The following is a 20,581-nucleotide window of genomic DNA, read 5'->3' as shown; positions in this document are numbered from 1 at the left end:
AAAAATATACTTTTAGACCATAATTCATATTAGGTTCATATTACGATTCTACAATTAGAAAAGTTAATCGTAAAGGAGGAGCATAATGTTACAATTAAAAAACATATTTAAAAGTTATACTACAGGCGAATTTACTCAAGTTGCATTAGATGGAATAAGCCTAAAATTTAGAAAATCTGAATTTGTTGCAATTCTTGGACCAAGTGGCTCTGGAAAAACAACATGTTTAAATGTTATAGGTGGTCTTGACCAATATGATGAAGGTGATTTAATTATCAATGGTAAATCTACAAAAAATTTTAAAGACTCAGATTGGGATGCCTATAGAAATAATAGTGTTGGATTTATTTTTCAAAGTTATAACCTAATTTCTCACTTAAGTATAGTAGATAATGTAGAAATGGGAATGACCCTTAGTGGAGTTTCAAATACAGAGAAGCACAAGAAAGCTCTTGAGGTATTAGAAAAGGTTGGCCTAAAGGACCATGTTCACAAAAAACCAAACCAACTATCAGGAGGACAAATGCAAAGAGTTGCTATAGCTCGAGCTCTAGCTAATGACCCTGATATAATTTTAGCAGATGAACCTACTGGAGCTTTGGACACTCATACAAGTATTCAGATTATGGAGCTTATTAAAGAAATTTCAAAGGATAAACTTGTTGTTATGGTAACTCATAATCCAGAGTTAGCTAATGAATATGCTGATAGAATTGTTGAGTTTAGAGATGGTGAGATAAAATCTGATAGCAATCCATTTTATGATGACTTAGATACTTCTAATTATAAACTTAAGAAAACAAGTATGAGTTTCTTTACGGCTTTAAAACTATCCGGTAAAAACATATCTACAAAAAAATGGAGAACAGCCCTTACTGCTTTTGCCTCAAGCATAGGTATAATTGGTATTGCCTTAATACTTTCATTATCAAATGGATTCGATAAACAAATTGGAGAATTTGAAAATAGTACATTATCAGGCTTTCCAATAATGATTAATCAAAAAACTGCTGAAGTTGATATGGATGCAATGAGAGAGCAACATAAAGAAGCAGTGAGTAATTCTGTAAATAAAAATCAATTTCCAGATGTAGATTACATTTACCCTTATGACCCTAGTGAAAATAGTATTGAACACACAAATGTATTTACCGATGAATACATAGAGTATATTGAAAATATTGATCCATCTTTGCTCTCTGGAATGTCCTATACAAGACTTGTTAATATGAATCTTTTAAAATCTGATGGAAAAACTGCAACTCCAGTAAATACATCTCTAATTAACTTTTCATCATATCCCAATGGTTTAAATTTAGATACTAAAGGATACCTTGAAAGCAATTATGATTTATTAGCTGGGTCATATCCTAAAGAAAAAACAGATCTTGTCCTCATTGTCGATAGCTATAACAGACTTGACAACTCTATGCTAAAAGCTTTGGGTATAGATTCTGAATCAGAGACTGTAAGTTTTGGTGATATTATAAACAAGGAATTTAAATTAGCTTTAAATGATGATTACTATAAACAAATGGGAAATGTATTTACAATAAACGGTACTCCAGACAATCTTATAGATATTTATAATAACAATAATGCCATTACTGTTAAAATTGCTGGTATAGTTCGTTCCAGCAAAGATTCAAAGCTAGAAATTCTTTCACCTGGACTTTCATATTCAGATGAATTATCACAATATTTTATTGATAATGCTAGAAGTTCTAAAATTGTTAAAGCACAGCAAGATGCTAATTATAATGTACTAACTGGAAAGCCTTTTGGAGATACCACAGCTGGAACTAGTATGCCTACTAATCCAATGGCTGCAATGTCACCAATGGGAGGAGCTAATAATAGTACTCCTAACGTTAATAAAGATGACGTACTATCTCAATTAGGTGCTACTTCTACCCCATTTGCTATCACCCTTTACCCTAAAGATTTTACTACCAAGGATAGAGTACTTAATTACTTAAATTCATGGAATGATGGAAATACTGTTGAAGACTCTATAATATATACAGATTTAGCAGCTACATTCACAAAATTATCTGGTGGTATTATGGATTCAATAACCCTTGTTTTAATTGCCTTCGCTGCAATATCACTTGTTGTATCCCTTATTATGATTGGGATAATAACATACATTTCTGTATTAGAAAGAACAAAGGAAATTGGTGTATTGAGAGCATTAGGTGCAAGGAAGAAAGATATAACCCGTGTATTCAATGCTGAAACATTCATAATAGGTTCTTGTTCAGGATTACTTGGAATATTAATATCATACTTATTAACATTTCCAATAAATAGTGTTCTTAAGAATTTAACAGACCTTGAAGGTGTAGCAAAACTTAATCCAGTTCATGCTATAATACTTATAATTATAAGTGTTTCCTTAACATTGCTGGGTGGTGCCATTCCAGCAAAAATGGCTGCAAGAAAAAATCCTGTAGAGTCATTACGTACAGAATAATATATAAATTTAATGTTACATACTCCTTAATTTAAAGAGTATGTAACATTTTTATTTCCTATAATTATCTTGAATTTAATAATTAAATTATCCTTTATAACAAATGTATAAATGATAGCTTATTGTATAAAATTATTTTTACTATTAAAAACAATTTTAGATGAAATAGCTCCCTTTGAACAAATATCCTTACATTCTCCACAACGAATACATTCAATGGAATTAATTTCTTCTGTTATTGACACATTCATTTTACATTGTTTTTCACATCTTTTGCAACTATTGCATTTATACTTATCCACTTCCATTTGATAGAAGCTATATCTGTTAAATAAAGAATAGAATGCGCCAAGAGGACATATATACTTACAAAAAGGTCTATATATAAGAATAGATAAAATTATTGTTATAATCAGTAAAAGCATTTTCCAACCAAACAAAAAACCAATCATATTACGAAGTACTGGACTTGTTAAAAGTAATGGAATTCCTCCTTCTAATGTACCAACAGGACAAATCCATTGACAAAAATAAGGTTGTGCCATACCAAATTTATTGGTTAAAAAAATTGGCAATAGTATAACTGGGAATAACAAGATAATGTATTTTAAATATCTCAAGGGTTTATCAATCTTAGTGGATACTCTTATCTTAGGTGACTTTATTTTATAGAGTAAATCTTGAATTAAACCAAAGGGACATAAAAATCCACAAATAAATCGACCACTTAATATTCCAAACAATAGCATAATTCCTATTATATAAAATGAAAAACTGTGTTTTCTTCCTCCTAAAACTGCTTGCAATGAACCAATTGGACAAGATGACACTGCTCCTGGACAAGAATAACAGTTTAGTCCAGGAACACACACCATCTTAGAGTTTCCAGTATAAATTTTCCCTTTAAAGAAACCTATAATATATCCATTTGTAAAAGCCGTTGCTATTAGTTGAATAATTGTTCGCTTATTTTTACTTTTCATTACCCTACACCAATACATTCAAGACAAATATTAACTGCTTTATTCAAAACTACAAGTTGTTCTTCTCTCAAAATTCCAATTCCTATAAAAAGTATAGATATTATAAAAATAATATATTTAAAATTTTTTTCAAGAAAAGTTAATTTCATAGTTCACCTCATTAATTACTTTGTTTCACTTACTAATTTTACTCTATCAAGAATAGCTTGATTATAATCTGCTGCTGAACGCCCACCAAAGTGTGGTGTTCCAACTGTTTTACCATCACGATCAACAAAAATTGTAGTAGGGAAAAGCTGTACATTATCTGTTAATTTTTCTCTTAACACACCATCAGGAATAAGTGTTATAAACTCAGCTTTTGAATCTTTCATAACCTTATTAGCAAATTTAAGTTCTTTTTTGTTATCTGCAAGGTCAACACAAATAGAAATAATATTTGTATTGTCTGGTTTTGTTTTGTATAACTCAGCAATATCAGGCATTTCTTCAATACAAGGTCCACAACTAGTTGTCCATAAGTTAATCATTGTAATGTCATAATCTTTGAAGTAATCTGAAGTCACTGATTGTCCTGTAATTGTTTCTGCTTTAAATCCACTTAAATCAATATTAGAATATTTTTCAATTTCCTCTTCTTGCTGTTGAGCTTCCTCCTCAGGTGTCAAAACAATTGGATCAGCAGGTCCTTTAATCAATAAGGCTCCAATTCCAATAATTGCAATGACAAAAATAATCCCTATAATTTGAAAAAATTTTTTCATTATAATCACCCTTTCAATGTGTACTATTTTTTAATTTAAGATATACGCCATATTTATTACCAATTTTTAGGGTTAATCCTATCTATATCTTTTTTACTTAATATGAATATATATTAACCTACTAATTAAAACAAGTCAATATTTTTTTATTGTTATTCAATATATTTTTATTGTTAATTTTATTTCAGTTAAATAATTTACTCAATAGTAACACTAAATGCCACTTTGTAAATTGAAAAGTAATCTATATAATCAACTTCTTATATTGAGATGAAAAGATTATGACATATTCTTCACAAATTTCTTTAATTGCTTTACTAGTACCATAAATATCTAAAATCATCTTTTTAAAACCCTATGTATATCTTTATCTATACCTATACCTTTCATTAGATTCTCATACCTTAATTTAATTATAATTTTACAAAATAAGCCAATATCTTAAATAAAATTAAGGCTATGTATTTTCTACAACAGCCTTAATTTTTACTTATTTCTTACATATATTTAGCTTAATACTTTGTGGGAATTTAAAGACATTACATGGGTCATAAAAGCTTTTAACACTTCTTAATTTATACTTATTTCCTCCAAAGTATTCTTCTTCATAATCTTTAAGTTGTTCATATTGGAAATTAATAAAAGAACCAGTTGTTAATGGATATACATATTTAAATCCTTTCTCTACCCACTTTGCATTTTCTTCTTTATACTTATTTTCAAACTATACACTCTGTATTCCTAATATATAGCTAGCCTGTCTATAAAAATATGCTGTGTCAGCGCTTTGTACATCACTTACTGCTCCGCTTAATGCATAGAGGTCAATAGATCCAACCATTGAATTCTCAGGTTTAGCCATTACTAGTTTTATAAATCCCTGAATTTCAGCTCTAGTGTACTCTCTATAAACAAATCTTCCTGTAGATTTAAAGTGTTCATAAGGTGGGAATTTAGCCATAAGTTTTCTATAAGCTTCTATAAAAGTAAGATATTCAATATCGATGATAGCACCTTTAATATCCCTTAAAAATTTTATTACTTCTAGACATTCTGATATTGAACCATAAAAAATTCCCCTTGTAAAAGAAGCTATTCCTTCTTCTCGTGAGTTATATATGCTTGTTCTCGTTGTAAGTCTATTATCTAAATTTGGTAAGGCACCTTGCACTGCTTCAAAAATATCTACAAGTTTTTCATCTGTACAATTTGGATAATAAACAGAAAGTAAAGTCACTCCTTCCACTTTCTTTGAAAGAGTATAGGTTAATAAAACAACAACTCCAAAGCTTCCTCCACCAGCACCTCTACAAGCCCAAAATAAAGCGCTATTTTTATGGCTATTCGCAATAATTACTCTACCTTTATAATCTATAATTTCTATTTCCCTAAGACTATCACAACCTAATCCTAAATACCTACTGCTATATCCCTAGCCACCACCTAATATATATCCACTAACTCCAACTGTTGGGCAACTTCCTCCTGGTAATGGATACCCTAAAAAAGTTTTTGCTACATAAAAGTGCCACATTTTTTTAAAGTAATTTCTATTAATTTACTCATCGGTAACGATATACTTTTATTTTTATGGTATGCAAGTTGAGTTTTAAAATTATACAAAGACTCTTTTACTTCTATCATCTTGAGACTTCCTTCCTTTATCTCCTTTCTAACTGCATAAAATGGCAAAAATGAAATTCCTAAACCATTCATTACAAAATTTTTAGTAGCTTCTATACTTGAAAACTCTAGAGGATTCAAATATTTTATTTTTTTCTCTTTTAAGTAATTTTCAAAAGCTATTCTAAAACTACATCCTTTTTCACTAAATATAATACTTTCTCTCGTTAATTTCCCTTCATAATTTGATAGTAAGAATTCTAAATCTGAATCTGGTGATCCAATAATAACCATAGTATCATCTTTTAAATTTCTTACAACTAAATCTGTATCCACAATTTCAGGTTCAATTGTAAATATAATATCCACCTCTCCACTATGTAATTTACTTCTTAAATTGCTACAAGTTGCATTCTTTAAAGTAATGTTTACCTCCGGGAAGTTTTTTTTATATTCCTTCAATATTTTTCCTAAACGATATATTGATAATGATTCCCCTGCTCCAATAACTAAGTCGCCTGTTACAACACTCTTATCTGATGTTATATCTTTAATTTCTTTATATAAAGATAACATTTGTTTAGCATATGGCACTAAATCTCTACCTACATTGGTCAAAATAATTTTCTTACCTAATCGATCAAATAATGCTTCGCCTAATTCATTTTCTAAAATTTGAATATGAGCAGTTATAGTTGATTGAGCATACCCTAAGTAATCCGCTGCTTTTGTAAATCCACCAAGTTCAACTATAGTTGTAAAAGTTTGCAAATGCCTAATTTCCATAAACACTCTCCTTATTCATTAAATATATAATTTTATAATATCATATATTTCGATTATTAATTTCATCTTTTTCAATTTTACTGATGATAAATCATGGTGATATACTTAAGAAAATGAATTAAAAAAATATAAAATAAGAGGAGCTGTTTAAGTATGAAAAAAATATTATTACTTCTTTCTAACGGTTTTGAAGCAGCAGAAGCAAGTGTTTTTACTGACGTTATGGGATGGAATAGATCTAATGGTGATGGCACTACAGAGTTAATAACTGCTGGTATGAGAGATAAACTAAAATGTACCTTTAATTTTACAGTAATTCCTGAGCTTCATATTAGTCAAGTTAATGTTGAGGAATTTGATGCACTTGCAATACCAGGTGGATTTGAGGAATCTGGATTTTATGATGATGCTTATAGCAAAGACTTTCTAAATATAATTAGAGAGTTTCATAGTGCTTCAAAAGTGATATCNNCTTCAAAAGTGATAGCTTCTATTTGTGTTGGTGCCTTACCTATTGGAAAAAGTGGAGTGCTTGCCGGAAGAAATGCCACAACATATAATTTTGCAAAAAGTAAAAGACAAAAGCAATTATCTGATTTTAATGTTAATGTGCTTGGTGATGAGCGAATTGTTATAGATGCAAATATTATTACTTCCTATAACCCTTCAACTGGCTTTGATGTAGCTTTCAAACTTTTAGAGCTACTTACCTCTAAAGAAAACTGTGATAATGTGAAAGAACTAATGGGTTTTTAATCGATAATGTAAATTAAAAAATCCACGACAATTGTCGTGGATTTCTATAGTAACATCTAATCGTAAGAATATACCTCAATTTCTAATGTTATAAAATTTTTAATATTTGTGTAGTTCTAGCTTCATTATCTACATCTTAGGTATGGTAAAACTAATAGTAGTTCCAGATTCTAATAAAGATGAACACTTTATATTTCCTCCATGACTCTCTACTATATACTTAGATATAGAAAGACCAAGCCCTGAACCTGGTATATTAGTGTTTCTATACTTTTCACCTCTATAAAACTTATTAAAAACAAATGGTATATCATCAATGCTAATTCCACTACCAAAATCCTTAATATTTACAGTGATTTTATCTATCTCATCATCTACCCATATCTCAATTTTTTCTCCTGATCTAGAGTATTTTATTGAATTTGAAATAATATTATTTATAACTTGATTTATTCTTATTATATCTATAAAAATCAAAGCCCTTGGCAATTGTCCCTTAACATCTAATTTCATATTATGAGTAGCTACATCAATAGATAGCTCCCCTAAAACTTCCTTAAAATAATCATCAGAGTATATTTCTGTTCTTTCAATTGACAATTCATTTAACTCTGTTTTTGATTGTTCTAATATATCATCTATTAATTTTGAAAGTTCTTTAGATTTCTTCAATATAATGTTTGAATATCTTTTTATACCATCTTCATCATTTACAATTCCATCTCTTATGCCTTCAACATACCCTGAAATGGATGAAAGAGGAGTTTTTAAATCATGTGAAATACAGGCTAATAATTCTTTTTCATTTCTTCTTAGCCTTTCTTCCTTTTCTTTTGAGTCTATCATTTCACTTCTCATAGCTTCAAAATCATGGCAAAACTCTCCAACTTCCCCATGGTAATCATAGTTTATTTTACACTTATAACTTCCATTTAATATATCTTTTGCACTACTATGAAGTTCCTTAATGGGTTTTATTATATCAACTTTTACAAACTTATTTATCATAATAGCTAATATAACTATAAAAAATAAGAGTATCCATAGGGGTATAATTTTCTCGTTTCCGCTTTCCTTTTTTAATATACTCTGTGGTAAATCTATAATTATAATACCTTTTTGAACCTCATCATTAACTAACGGTGTGCTATATCTAATTAATCTATTCTTTCTATTGTGAAAGGCATTATCATAACCTATTTCATTTTCAAGATTTATCTTTTCTCCTTTATTAAAATCATCTATGGAAGAAAATATAACCTCCCCTTTTAAGCTTATAACTGTATAATCATAAAAATCATTTTTCATATAATAGATATTTACTTTAAACATTTCTTTAATCAATTCTCTTTGGATTGATGTTTCTATCCTTAATAAATTAGACTTGTCTTCTTTTTTAATATCTTCCTTTAAAATTAGGAAAGAATATATCAAGGATAATATAACAAATAGACATATTAACCCTGCAAATATGTCTATTTTTTTATTGAGGTAATTATTATTTACTCTATTATTTCCCACTTATATCCTACTCCCCATATTGTCTTTATCGACTTTTCACCGTATTCTCCAAGCTTCTCTCTTAACCTTTTAACGTACACAGCTATAGTATTTTCATCCATATATTCACTGTAACCCCATACACTTTCATATACCTGAGACTTTGAAAACACTTGGGAAGGATTAGAGGTAAAAAAATCCAATATTTGAAATTCCTTAGAAGTTAGTGGTACTTCCTTATTATTTAATAAAGCTTTATATGCCTTAGAATCTACTGTTAAATCACCAAATTGTTTTACATCTGATAGTGTATCACTAGAAAATGAAGTATATCTTCTTATATGAGCTTTTACCCTTGCCACTAACTCCATTGGAGAAAAAGGTTTTGTCATATAGTCATCTGCCCCTACTCCTAATGTTAGAATTTTATCCATCTCTCCACTTTTAGCAGATAGCATAAGTATTGGCATTTTCGATATTGTCCTTATTCTTTTACAAACTTCAACACCATCTAAAAGTGGGAGCATAATATCTAAAATAATAAGCTTTATCATAGGATCATTGGCCAGTTCCACACCTTTTAACCCATCATTAGCTATCAATACCTGAAATCCATCTATTTCTAAGTAATCTTTTATTAAGTTTCCTAAATCATTATCATCTTCAATTACCAAGATTTTATCATGCATTCTACTCACCCCCACTTCCATTATATCATTATTTTACCATCCCCTACTTTTTATAAATTCAAATATCTTTTTTTCTCTACTATCTGAATCTTTTTCATTATATCTTCCAAGAGACAAATCACCATCAATTCTTCCATCCTTCAAATAAATCAATCTACTTGCCCTAGAAGCTGCCTTTAAATCATGAGTTACCATTACTATGGATTGTCCCTCTTCATTTAATTCTGTAAGAATATCTAAAACCATAGCTCCCGTTGAAGAATTAAGTGCTCCTGTTGGCTCATCTCCAAAAATTATCTTAGGATTATTAATTAATGCTCTTGCAATTGCAACCCTTTGCTGTTGTCCTCCCGATATCTCTGAAGGATATTTATTCTCAATATCTTTAAGATCTAATCTATTTAATAGTTCATCTGTTTTTTTATTTATGCTCTTCTTATCCTTATTGTTAAGATAACCACAATAAGTAATATTTTCTCTTATAGTTAAATCATAAAGCAAGTTTATACTTTGAAAAACAAAGGATATATCTTTATTTCTAATACTTGCAGCTTCTTTTTCATCTATATTTGATATATCCTTTCCTAAAAGTTCAACACTACCTGCGCTTGGGATATCCATTGTACTAATGGAGTATAATAGCGTAGATTTTCCAGAACCTGAGCTACCCATTATTACAGTAAAATCACTTTCATATATATCTAAATTAATATTTTTTAATACATTGTTTGATGTTTTTCCTAAAATAAACGATTTACATAATCCACTGGCTTTAATAATACTTTCCATCTCTTCTCCCCCTACTCTTCCATAAGCTCCACTGTAGATATTTTTCTTATACTAAACATTGATATTATTGTTGCACCAATAGTTAATATTTCAATAAAAACTATTGCACTTATAACTTTACTATTTGAAATCATTAAACCATCTATTCCCATCATTGCAAATTTAAATACACTTCTAGATATAGTAGCATTTAAAATAAATCCAGCTAAAGATGAAATACCTGTAAGCAGCATAATTCTATATAAAGTTCTCTTTAAAATATAAATATTTGAAAATCCTAAGGATTTTATAATTGCATTATTTCTTCTATTATCAGTATTGTTCATAATTATAAGATTTACTATATTTAAGATACTAAATAGTAATATCCCTAAAAGAATAATTGTGGTAACTGGTATAGCTATCTCAATAACTGACTTACTTGTTGTAGCAATTAAACTTGGACATGTATCTATAGAACATACTTCATATTTATCTTTATACTCATTTTTAAATACCTCATAATCATTTTTATCTTTTAAAGTAATATTAATGTTTAAGTTATTAAGGTTATTTCTAATCTCCCTAGGCACTACATCTAAAGTCATTCTCATATTGTAGTTATTTGACATCATTCCTATATATTTACCAGTGATAAGTAATAATCTCTCTTCTCCTAATATTTTAATATCTATATAATCACCAATATCTAAATTTGCATCTTTTAGCATTTGTTCTGACAATGCAATTTCATTTTTATTTTTAGGATTTCTCCCCTCTTTAATCGATACATTAAACCCATAATTATTATCATAGTTATCATATAAATAAGTAACAACTTGTGCATTTTTTATATTGTATCTTGATACATCTAAATAAGCAATCTTTCCTACATCAAATGAGCACTCTCTTACTCCTAAGACCCTCGGATCACTCTTAATTTCTTCTAAAGCCTTATCATATGACGCCTCTCCACTTGGAAAGTCTAAGGTAACATCTCCCTGAAGTAATCCAAACATATTCCATGCATTATCTTTCATATTAATCATTGAGTAATTTACACTAACTAAAAATACTGAAAGGTATATTACAAGGGATAATACTGTTCCTATAATTAGATTTTGCTTTTTATATTTAAAAATATCATTTATAGCCATGGACAGTGGTGATGAAGCATCTTTAATAATTGACTTCTTAAATTTCTCTTTAGATGAAGTCACTCCTATTCTAAATGCCTCAACAGGCTTTATTTTATTTATTCTTCTAAGTAAAAGATAAATATTAGATATTAAAACAAAACTCATTAATATTATTGTTAAAAATATAAAGTTAAAATTATTTATGCCACCTTCATATATTCCAATATATTTAATAGATATCTTTACTAAATAATTAATATACCAAATACTGAATAAACTTCCAGCTGTTATTGCAATGATTCCCACTATTCCAAAACTTTTTAAATATATATTACGTATCTGGTTTGAGGTAAATCCCAATGATTTATATACGCCTATAGATTTATACTCCTTTAAAATGTTGTTCCATAATACGAACCTTATTATTACAATAGATACAATAAATATTAATATAGCTGTACTTAACCCCACTGCACTTGTAATTTGACTTCCAGCATTTGCTGCAAATATTGTAATCCACTTATCATATATAACTCCATCAATTGAATCACCTATATAAGAAATTAATTCAGATGTTGCATCGTTTCCTTCTTTAGATGAATCATAACCAATATATTCAGATTTAATAGGTTCATTAAAGTCATCATAATCATTACTACTTATATATAAATTATTATAGCCCACAACAGAACTTGGAACTACTGAATCGTTTACTAAAGCTGATATAGTTAAATATTTGTATTCATCACCATCTTTTATCTTTAACTTATCCCCTATTTTTAAATTCTTAGAATCAGCTAAAAGATTTGAAACCCAAATAGTACCTTTACTTGGAGTCGTTACTTTTTCTCCTTCTGTTATAACTACATCCCATGGATGAGCTTTCATCCCTTCATAAATTATTAAATTTGCCATTCCCAAATCAAGGTTTTCATCCCCTAAAAATACTTGTCTATCTACTGTTAAACCCTTTGTTTTTCTAATATCTTTTTCATTAGTTTCTTCTTCCATAATAAAACTTTCAACTTTTGAAATAACACCCTCATTATATGTCTGGACTACAATATCCTTTATATTTTCTCCTTCATAATAATCATTAGTATATTTTGAAACTGTACTTGTAAAGCTCGTAGATAGTGCAAATATAGATGAAGATACCATTAAAATAATTGCTATTAAAATTAATTGTAATTTTTTTTGTTTAATTTTCTTTTTCCACATCATCATCCCTCCATACTTTTATATTACTAATTAAATTTTAATACATTTATTTCAAATTCTTAATGAATTCTTACATTTTTCTAAATTGATTATATACTAAGGAATTCCATCAATAATGCTATAATTAATTTATATTGCTCCAACAAATCATTAAGTTTTTGGTATAATAGATTTATTATACTTAGGAGGTACAGCATGAAATCAGCACAATATTATATAGAAAGATTAGACATGACACCCCATGTAGAAGGAGGATACTTCAAACAATCAATACTATCAGAAGATTTCTTTAGAGAAGATAAAAAATTATTTAGTAGCATATATTTCTTGCTTGAAACAGGAGATGTGTCTCATTTTCACAGATTAACTTCTGATGAAATGTGGTATTACCACGATGGGCAACCTCTGACTATATATATGATCACACCAGAGGGTGAGCTTATAACTAAGCAATTAGGATTAGATGTAGAAAAAGGAGAGGTTCCACAAGTTTTAGTTCCTAAGGGGTATATATTTGGTTCTTCTATGAATAATGATGGATTTGCTTTAGTTGGATGTATGGTAGCCCCTGCCTTTACTTTTGATGATTTTGAATTATTTGAGAGAAGAGACCTTTTAAATATGTATCCAAATCTAGAAGATATAATAAAAAAGTTAACTAGATAAACCTTCTTCCTGATATTAGCTAAATATTTATTTAATATATCATGGATAAAAAAAAGGGGCTATCACACTAAAAAATTAGTGCTACAGCCCCATTTTAATGTTGGAGATGAAATGTAGTATTTATAATCCTCCATACAATCTTTTATTTAATGCCCTTATTAATACTTTTAATCTATGTAGAATTCGCCATTCTTTATGTCTATTTTTTATGCACATTTGCATTAATAATATTCTGACACTTCCTTATATCCGATTTTATTTGTCGGTTTTCAAAAAATAAACTTCTGTGACTGACCAGATAAATACCCAACACACTATGCTTAATATACCTGGGAAATAAGCAATATATGAAATTGCTACCTTCTACACCTTTCTTATTCTAAATAACATATTTATATTATTTGAATCTATATATAAATATATTCAGATTATCTTCCTAGTCCTTACTAAACAAAATAAAGATAACTAAGGAGTTACTCAAAATACCTTTAATCATTTTGACTAACTCCTTAGTTATTATCTTATTTGACCATTCCCAAATATTATATACTTATTAGTAGTAAGCTCTTTAAGTCCCATAGGACCTCTCGCATGTAGTTTTTGAGTACTTATGCCTATTTCTGCTCCAAATCCGAATTCCTCTCCATCAGTAAATCTAGTAGAAGCATTCACATAAACTGCTGCTGCATCTACTTGTTGATGAAATTTTTGAGCATTTTGATAATCATTTGTTACTATAGCTTCAGAGTGGCCTGAGCCATATTTATTTATATGAGTTATAGCTTCATCTATATCTTTTACTATCTTTATGCAAATTATATAATCTAAATATTCTTTATAATAATCCTCTTCATTTGCTAGTATTATGTCATTTACTATTTGTATAGATTCTTTGTCTCCTCTAACTTCTACTTTTCTTTGTCTTAATTCATTAACTATTACTGGAATAAATTCTTTTGCTATTTCTTCATGAACAAGTAATTTTTCCTCAGAGTTACAAACTGCTGGTCTAGTAGTTTTTGCATTTATAATTATTTGTTTTGCCATTTCTAAGTCACTATTTTTATCAACATAAACATGACAGTTCCCTGTTCCAGTTTCTATTACTGGTACTGTAGCATTTTCTACTACTGATTTTATTAGTCCAGTGCCTCCTCTTGGTATTAGTACATCTATATATTCATTTAACTTCATCATATTTTTAACAGTTTCTCTACTTGTATCTTCTATTAATTGAATACAATCTACTGGTAACTTAGTTTTTTCTAAGGCTTTTTTTAATATTTGTACTATTTTTTTGTTGGAGTTTATAGCTTCACTTCCACCTCTTAGTATTGTTGCATTACCTGATTTTAAACATAACCCTACTGCATCACAAGTAACATTTGGTCTTGCCTCATATATTATTCCTATTACCCCTAGAGGTACCCTTTTTTTTCCTATTTGTAGTCCATTTGGTCTAGTTACTATTGAACTTACTTCACCTACAGGGTCTTCTAGTCCTGCTACTTGTGTTAAACCTCCACTCATCCCTTTGATTCTGTCTTCATTTAAAAGCAATCTATCTATTATTGCTTCTGATGTTCCCTTATTTTTTGCATTTTCTATATCAATTTTATTTGCTGATATTATTTCCCTAGCATTCTCTAATAATACTTTTGCCATTTCATTTAAAGCTTTATTTTTTTCATTTGTTGAAATATTTGATAATATGTACGCAGCTTCTTTTACTTTTTTCCCTTTTAAAATTAACTCTTCCATCTAAAATTACTCCCTTCATATTTTGTTTATCTTTCTTTTCCCAGAAATAAAGTTCCTACATCGTCTCCATTTAATATATCAATAAGTTTACTTGGGTCTTTTCCATTTGCTAATATCATATTTGTACCATTATCAGTTACAAGCTTCGCTGCATGTATTTTAGTTTCCATGCCACCTGTACCTAAATTACTTCCTGCACCTTCTGCAAAATTTAGTACTTCTTCCGTTATATATTTAACTTCTTTTATAAGCTTTGCATCCTTATTTGTTCTTGGATTAGAGTCATAGAAACCATCAATATCTGATAGTATTATTAAAAGATTTGCATTCACAATAGTAGAAACTATTGCTGCTAGATTGTCATTATCTCCAAATCTAGATATGTTTTCAATTTCATCTATAGATACACTATCATTTTCATTTACTATTGGAATTATTCCGCTTTCTAGTAAGGTTTCAAAAGTATTTACAACATTATTTCTACTTCTTTCACATTCTATAATGTCTCTTGTTAAAAGTATTTGACCTACTGAATAGCCATATTCTCCAAATAGTTTACTATAAATATTCATAAGTGCTACTTGCCCTACAGATGCTGCTGCCTGCTTTTCTCTAATAGTTTTTGGTCTTTCCTTTAAGTTCATTTTACTTACTCCAACACCTATTGATCCAGATGTTACAAGGATTATTTCTTTACCACTATTTATTAAATCAGATATTGCCATGGCTATTTTTTCAATTCTTCTTAAGTTTATGTTTCCATTGTCATAGGTTAAGGTTGAAGTACCAATTTTTATAATTATTCTTCTTGAATTTTTAATATTTTCGCGATATTTCATTTTTATCTCCTCTTAAGTTTCCTTCATAAATTTTATCTTTTAATAAGCTTGTAATAATATTATCATAAAAATATGAGTTTATTAATACTACCCCACTCTACAATCTATTAGAAATAATTCCCAATACATAGCAAACCTAAGAATATATCCTGTACATAAAATAACCCACCACAACACATTTCTGTATTATCGTGGGTTTAATGGTGGAGGCGAGACACCACCATAAAATTGAAAACTTATTTACATATTAAATTAAAATTAATATAGATTTATTAGCCCAAAAGCTTTGAAAATCATGGCTCTTTTCACAGCTATGTAGCAAGTCCAAATTCTAGTAACATTTCTAGCTACTTCACTATCTACTCCCCAAGAAAAATTAGGTTGCCAAAAACCTTCTTCCTTTAAGGTATTAATCCAAAAAGAAAAATTCTTTTCTATAAAGGCTTCAACTAATTTATACCATTGTGACTCAGGTGAAGTTACTAAATCTAAAGGTTGTGATACATACTCCATCCATTTACCTTCATCTATACAAAGACAGTCTAATATTCTTCTTTCCATAGACCTTATAGTTACATCACTAATTAAATTTGAATTTAGTTCTTTTAAAACTATAAATAGCCTTTGTAGGCAATAGCAATCATGGTCAGAACACTCTTCATTACTATTTAAAAACTCTATACATCTAGCTGCAATTTTATTACCTATCTCCTTTTGAACAGCATTACCATACTTGATAAAAGCTGAAGCAACAACAGCACAAGGGTTAGGAGTAAATTTTGTATCTGGAGCATATATCCACCATGGTGCACGGGGAAAGTTCTCAACTTCCTTTGGAACCTTCTCCCAGAATGATGGCGTATCTTCAATGGTTTTTTCAAAATAATTTAATAAATTTCCAAACCAAGGCTTCTCACAATTAAGGTCATAATCATATGCAATAAAAATGGCCTCAGTAGATGCTATGCTTGTTGATGATGGTAATAGCATATCAGCTTCTAATCCCTTTCCAAAACCACCATCCTCATTTTGATATTTTATTAGTTCTGATACTATATCCTCTTTACTGCCCTTATTAAAAATATAATTCCATTTTACTTTTTCAATATCTCTACCATTACTAAATACATGCTCCTCTATATTTTTAAATTGGCTCATCTTTAACTTTTCCATAGTACACCTCACAAATTTTATTTAATAGCTCTTTCATTCCACCACTTCATAATAATTTATTTTTATTTTTGTTAATAATCGTACTAATATTATAACATTATTTCTAATATTTAGGATAAACTTTATCTATTAAAATCTTTAATAGATAAAGTTCATAAAAAGTGTTAGTGTGCTTAATTTATTACTAGAATCAAATGTAATTAAGTGTTAATATATTCATATAATTTACAAATAGTATATATTGAATTGTACTAAATACATTACAATTATTATTTATTTATAAATGAAAGGAGTATAAAATTTTATCTATTTTAAGATTAAAACAAAGGTTATACTTACTAATAATTTTGGGGAGGGATTAATTTTGAAAGGCACAAAAAAATAATATGTATATGTTGCTCTTTAATTGTTATAACATCACTTGTGGGTTGTAATGGTGTTAAAGACAAGTCCTCTAGCTTAAGTGATATAACTAGCATAAAATTCAAAGATTTTTCAAAGGATATTTCTGCAGATAGGATATATAGCACTATAGAGAAACTTTCAGCAAAGGATGATGCTAGAATAACAGGGTTTGATGGAGAAAAGGATGCAGCATCATATATTTCTAAAGAGTTTAAAGACATGGGACTTAGTGTTGATGAACAAGAATTTCCTGTAACAGCATTTAAATGTAATGATGTAGAAGTAAAAATAGATATACCTGAAAGTAAATTGGTTGAATCTAAGGCTTTAACCTTTAGTAAAGAGACTCCAAAGGACGGTTTAATTTCAGAAGTTGTTAATGGATATATGGGAACACAAACCGATCTGGAAAAAGCTAAAGTAAAAGATAAACTTGTTATTATTCAACGTGGTGGTGATACATTTAAAAATAAAACTGAAAGAGCTACTGCAATGGGTGCTGTAGGTGTTATATTTTTTGATCCTAATAGTGAAGAACCTCTATCCGCTACCCTAGTTGAACCTACAAAAATACCAGCTGTTACAATATCTAAAGCTGATGCAGAATATCTTAATTCAACCATAATAACCTCAAAAAAAGGCCTTAAAGCCACACTAAAGGTTGATAGTCAGTGTATAGATAGTAAATCAAAAAATATTATTGCAACATTAAAATCTAAAAAGAAAGATGCTAAAACCTTAATAGTTGGAGCTCACTATGATGGAGTAGATACCCCAGCTGCAAATGACAATGCTTCAGGTATTTCTACTGTAATGGAATCAGCAAGGATTTTATCCAAGAAAAACCTTGATTGTAATATTAAATTTATTGCATTTGGTGCTGAAGAAATAGGTTTAGTGGGCTCAAATTATTATGTTCAATCTTTAAATAGTGATGATTTACAAAATACTATTGCAATGATAAATGCTGATATGGTTGGTATCGGTGATAACTTATGTGTTTACACAATGGATAGCTCTAAAGATTCCTTAACTGCAGATTTAGCAGTAAGTTGTATGAATAACTTCCAATATGATAATAGAAGAGATGAAAGTAATAGAAGTGATCATGTAGCTTTTGAAGCAGCTGGTATACCAGTGGCATATTTTGAATATGGCCCATTTGTTGACTACCATACAGATAAAGATACCGCTGATAAGATCAATAAAGAAAACTTATCTAATACATGCAACGTAATCACATCTTTATGTAATGAAATTGGTAATAATCCAGAAAGATTCTCAAAATAATAAATAAAAATAAAATCTTAAATCTTATATAAAAAAGAACTTAAGTAACATAATATTTCTAATGTACTATTATTCCTATGGATAATAATGAACAAGCCAATGTAATTGGAGTGGATACCTTTCTCTAATAAAGTAAGGCTCTATAAAATTAAAAAATTAATGTTATAAAGCCTTATTTTTATTTAGAACTAACCTTTTCAAATCCTGCTATTCCAATAGCTCCTGGACCACTATGAGATGTAATTACACATCCTGCTTGAATCCATATAATCTTTCTAAATCCCTCTTCTTTAGCAATTCCCTCCATGTTATGTTTTATAGATTCATCAAGACCCAAAGAATAAATAAGATATAATTGTTCTTTATCAAAATTGTATCTCTTAATATATTCTTTTATATACTTATCAGCAACACTAACCATTTTCCCACGAAACTTTTGTGTTGAAATTAACTTTCCATCTACAATTTCAATGAGGGGTTTTATTAGTAGTAAAGTTCCTCCCAAGTATGCAGCATTGGATACACGCCCTCCAGCTCTCAGATATGCAAGATCACCAGGGATAAAAGATACCCTGGCTCTTGCCACGTAATCCTGAATTTCTTCAATTAAATTAGTTATCATTATATTTGGATGTTTTTCTATGATTTCAGCTGCTCTTAAAACAATTGCTCCTTGACCACCAGTGACATTTAAAGAATCAACATGATAAATATCTTCCATTCCTTCTGAAGCAATAAGTCCATTTTGGTAAGCACAAGAGGCTTTAGATGTATATCCAATATGAAGAATAATACAACCTGGATTTTCATCTTTTATTTTTTTAAACAAAATATGAAATTCTTCTGGATTAGTTGCTGAAGTGGATGGTATTTTTTTAGTTTTTTTATAATAATCATAGACTTCTGTTACAGGTATTGAACCATCTAAATAAGATGAGTCTCCCATTATCACGTGCATGGGGATAACCTGAATATTATGTAATGTGGCTAAATCTAATGGAATATCTGCTCCACTCTCTGCTAAAATAATTATTTTTTTCACAAGTTTACCTCCATAAAATTCATAACATTTTTCATTTGTATAATTGACTGAAAAAGCTTTGTTAAATTTCTAAGATAAAGTTCTATTAGTAATTTATTCGCATATTCCTAGAAATTCTACTAAGAACTTAGATATTTATATTACTTATATTTTACACACAATAATCCAGAAACATTCAAAATAAGCGAAACATAAAATCTTAAATCTTATAATTGACTTATATTTACTTTAGCATATGCTCCCAATGAGATTTTTGTTGATTCTCTGTAATAAAATACTCATTAAGTCTATCCTCTAACATTATTTTAACCATCCTATCAAATCCATGGGCAAGATTTAATAAATGAAGTTTATCTATATCATTCCAAAATACATGCCCTTCTTCACCATGCTCTATTAAATCTCCCTGGTATGAATGAGTTTTAAAAAGAAAAACCATATACCTTTTATTATCTTCTGCCCTATACCAATCTTTAACACCGCAAATTTCTAAATTATTTACTACTAGGCCAGTTTCCTCATTAACTTCTCTGATGGCTGAATCTACAATAGACTCACCCTTTTCTACATGTCCCCCTGGAAAAGCTATGCCAGTCCAATTTCCTTTAATGCGGTTTTGAACAAGAACTTTATTATTTAATTTATCCATTATCATAACCATATTTGTTAGTTCTACATTCTCCATATATTACACCTCTTA

At 29.0% G+C, this 20,581-nt stretch carries 19 protein-coding genes; 4 read left to right on the top strand and 15 right to left on the bottom strand.

Annotated features, from left to right (window positions below; all coding sequences use genetic code 11):
* The first annotated feature begins 85 nt into the window (after window positions 1-85).
* Window positions 86-2,476: an ABC transporter ATP-binding protein/permease gene (locus tag B2671_RS11100; RefSeq protein ID WP_346870478.1), complete on the top strand. Its 2,391-nt coding sequence runs from the start codon at window positions 86-88 to the stop codon at window positions 2,474-2,476.
* 119 nt (window positions 2,477-2,595) lie between these two features.
* Here B2671_RS11100 and B2671_RS11095 read toward each other — a convergent pair whose 3' ends face one another.
* The 6 genes from B2671_RS11095 to B2671_RS11075 form a co-directional block, all read right to left on the bottom strand.
* Window positions 2,596-3,459, bottom strand: coding sequence for a 4Fe-4S binding protein (locus B2671_RS11095; RefSeq protein WP_346870477.1), 864 nt, complete (start codon window positions 3,457-3,459; stop codon window positions 2,596-2,598).
* A complete protein-coding gene (locus B2671_RS11090; RefSeq protein ID WP_346870476.1) occupies window positions 3,459-3,608 on the bottom strand; it encodes a CD1871A family CXXC motif-containing protein in 150 nt (49 codons plus the stop codon). The genes B2671_RS11095 and B2671_RS11090 overlap by 1 nt, the downstream gene beginning before the upstream one ends.
* 15 nt (window positions 3,609-3,623) lie before the next feature.
* Complete coding sequence (locus B2671_RS11085; RefSeq protein ID WP_346870475.1) at window positions 3,624-4,223, bottom strand: TlpA disulfide reductase family protein; 600 nt, start codon at window positions 4,221-4,223, stop codon at window positions 3,624-3,626.
* Between the two features lie 490 nt (window positions 4,224-4,713).
* On the bottom strand, window positions 4,714-4,863 hold the full coding sequence (locus tag B2671_RS17605; protein WP_414632635.1) for a BBE domain-containing protein: 150 nt from the start codon (window positions 4,861-4,863) through the stop codon (window positions 4,714-4,716).
* A gap of 84 nt (window positions 4,864-4,947) precedes the next feature.
* On the bottom strand, window positions 4,948-5,460 hold the full coding sequence (locus B2671_RS11080) for a hypothetical protein (RefSeq protein ID WP_346870474.1): 513 nt from the start codon (window positions 5,458-5,460) through the stop codon (window positions 4,948-4,950).
* Window positions 5,461-5,738: 278 nt separating this feature from the next.
* Complete coding sequence (locus B2671_RS11075; protein ID WP_346870473.1) at window positions 5,739-6,632, bottom strand: LysR family transcriptional regulator; 894 nt, start codon at window positions 6,630-6,632, stop codon at window positions 5,739-5,741.
* Window positions 6,633-6,785: 153 nt separating this feature from the next.
* Here B2671_RS11075 and B2671_RS11070 point away from each other — a divergent pair, with 153 nt between their 5' ends.
* Window positions 6,786-7,388 carry a DJ-1/PfpI family protein gene (locus B2671_RS11070; RefSeq protein WP_346870472.1) on the top strand — a complete coding sequence of 201 codons (603 nt, stop codon included), beginning with the start codon at window positions 6,786-6,788 and terminating at the stop codon, window positions 7,386-7,388.
* A 129-nt stretch (window positions 7,389-7,517) separates the two neighbouring features.
* On the opposite strand, the gene B2671_RS11065 is transcribed toward B2671_RS11070, so the two are convergent.
* The 4 genes from B2671_RS11065 to B2671_RS11050 are packed head-to-tail and all read right to left on the bottom strand — an operon-like array spanning window position 7,518 to window position 12,705.
* Window positions 7,518-8,909 carry a HAMP domain-containing sensor histidine kinase gene (locus B2671_RS11065; protein WP_346870471.1) on the bottom strand — a complete coding sequence of 464 codons (1,392 nt, stop codon included), beginning with the start codon at window positions 8,907-8,909 and terminating at the stop codon, window positions 7,518-7,520.
* Window positions 8,891-9,577: a response regulator transcription factor gene (locus B2671_RS11060; protein ID WP_346870470.1), complete on the bottom strand. Its 687-nt coding sequence runs from the start codon at window positions 9,575-9,577 to the stop codon at window positions 8,891-8,893. Before B2671_RS11060 ends, B2671_RS11065 begins: the two co-directional genes overlap by 19 nt.
* Before the next feature lie 33 nt (window positions 9,578-9,610).
* The gene (locus B2671_RS11055; RefSeq protein ID WP_346870469.1) at window positions 9,611-10,366 is read right to left on the bottom strand and encodes an ABC transporter ATP-binding protein; all 756 of its coding nucleotides are present in this window, start codon (window positions 10,364-10,366) and stop codon (window positions 9,611-9,613) included.
* 11 nt (window positions 10,367-10,377) lie between these two features.
* Window positions 10,378-12,705 carry an ABC transporter permease gene (locus B2671_RS11050; RefSeq protein ID WP_346870468.1) on the bottom strand — a complete coding sequence of 776 codons (2,328 nt, stop codon included), beginning with the start codon at window positions 12,703-12,705 and terminating at the stop codon, window positions 10,378-10,380.
* A gap of 195 nt (window positions 12,706-12,900) precedes the next feature.
* Between B2671_RS11050 and B2671_RS11045 the strand changes: the two genes are divergently transcribed.
* Window positions 12,901-13,371: a cupin domain-containing protein gene (locus B2671_RS11045; RefSeq protein ID WP_346870467.1), complete on the top strand. Its 471-nt coding sequence runs from the start codon at window positions 12,901-12,903 to the stop codon at window positions 13,369-13,371.
* 516 nt (window positions 13,372-13,887) lie between these two features.
* On the opposite strand, the gene B2671_RS11040 is transcribed toward B2671_RS11045, so the two are convergent.
* The 3 genes from B2671_RS11040 to B2671_RS11030 form a co-directional block, all read right to left on the bottom strand.
* Entirely contained in the window at window positions 13,888-15,132 is a 1,245-nt protein-coding gene (locus tag B2671_RS11040; RefSeq protein ID WP_346870466.1) for a glutamate-5-semialdehyde dehydrogenase, read from the bottom strand.
* A 26-nt stretch (window positions 15,133-15,158) separates the two neighbouring features.
* Window positions 15,159-15,971: a glutamate 5-kinase gene (gene proB, locus B2671_RS11035; protein WP_346870465.1), complete on the bottom strand. Its 813-nt coding sequence runs from the start codon at window positions 15,969-15,971 to the stop codon at window positions 15,159-15,161.
* A gap of 258 nt (window positions 15,972-16,229) precedes the next feature.
* Window positions 16,230-17,144, bottom strand: a complete 915-nt coding sequence (locus B2671_RS11030) for a hypothetical protein (RefSeq protein WP_346870464.1) — start codon at window positions 17,142-17,144, stop codon at window positions 16,230-16,232.
* A gap of 423 nt (window positions 17,145-17,567) precedes the next feature.
* Here B2671_RS11030 and B2671_RS11025 point away from each other — a divergent pair, with 423 nt between their 5' ends.
* On the top strand, window positions 17,568-18,839 hold the full coding sequence (locus tag B2671_RS11025) for a DUF4910 domain-containing protein (protein ID WP_346870463.1): 1,272 nt from the start codon (window positions 17,568-17,570) through the stop codon (window positions 18,837-18,839).
* A 178-nt stretch (window positions 18,840-19,017) separates the two neighbouring features.
* Here B2671_RS11025 and B2671_RS11020 read toward each other — a convergent pair whose 3' ends face one another.
* Window positions 19,018-19,881 (bottom strand): DegV family protein, encoded by an 864-nt coding sequence (locus B2671_RS11020; protein WP_346870462.1) that lies wholly within the window; start codon window positions 19,879-19,881, stop codon window positions 19,018-19,020.
* Between the two features lie 223 nt (window positions 19,882-20,104).
* Window positions 20,105-20,566, bottom strand: coding sequence for an 8-oxo-dGTP diphosphatase (locus tag B2671_RS11015; protein ID WP_346870461.1), 462 nt, complete (start codon window positions 20,564-20,566; stop codon window positions 20,105-20,107).
* Window positions 20,567-20,581: the final 15 nt, after the last annotated feature.

Source organism: Clostridium sp. UBA5119, assembly GCF_002414285.1.
GTDB lineage: Bacteria > Bacillota > Clostridia > Clostridiales > Clostridiaceae > Clostridium_J > Clostridium_J sulfidigenes.
The sequence above is the reverse complement of the archived record's forward strand: the minus strand, read 5'-3'. Positions and strand labels throughout refer to the sequence as shown.

Coding starts and splice junctions, on each gene's coding strand:
- B2671_RS11030 (WP_346870464.1), bottom strand. CDS start 17,144: ATGGAAAAGTTAAAGATGAGCCAATTTAAAAATATAGAGGAGCATGTA.
- B2671_RS11060 (WP_346870470.1), bottom strand. CDS start 9,577: ATGCATGATAAAATCTTGGTAATTGAAGATGATAATGATTTAGGAAAC.
- B2671_RS11055 (WP_346870469.1), bottom strand. CDS start 10,366: ATGGAAAGTATTATTAAAGCCAGTGGATTATGTAAATCGTTTATTTTA.
- B2671_RS11075 (WP_346870473.1), bottom strand. CDS start 6,632: ATGGAAATTAGGCATTTGCAAACTTTTACAACTATAGTTGAACTTGGT.
- B2671_RS11040 (WP_346870466.1), bottom strand. CDS start 15,132: ATGGAAGAGTTAATTTTAAAAGGGAAAAAAGTAAAAGAAGCTGCGTAC.
- B2671_RS11015 (WP_346870461.1), bottom strand. CDS start 20,566: ATGGAGAATGTAGAACTAACAAATATGGTTATGATAATGGATAAATTA.
- B2671_RS11050 (WP_346870468.1), bottom strand. CDS start 12,705: ATGTGGAAAAAGAAAATTAAACAAAAAAAATTACAATTAATTTTAATA.
- B2671_RS11090 (WP_346870476.1), bottom strand. CDS start 3,608: ATGAAATTAACTTTTCTTGAAAAAAATTTTAAATATATTATTTTTATA.
- proB (WP_346870465.1), bottom strand. CDS start 15,971: ATGAAATATCGCGAAAATATTAAAAATTCAAGAAGAATAATTATAAAA.
- B2671_RS11095 (WP_346870477.1), bottom strand. CDS start 3,459: ATGAAAAGTAAAAATAAGCGAACAATTATTCAACTAATAGCAACGGCT.
- B2671_RS11085 (WP_346870475.1), bottom strand. CDS start 4,223: ATGAAAAAATTTTTTCAAATTATAGGGATTATTTTTGTCATTGCAATT.
- B2671_RS11100 (WP_346870478.1), top strand. CDS start 86: ATGTTACAATTAAAAAACATATTTAAAAGTTATACTACAGGCGAATTT.
- B2671_RS11045 (WP_346870467.1), top strand. CDS start 12,901: ATGAAATCAGCACAATATTATATAGAAAGATTAGACATGACACCCCAT.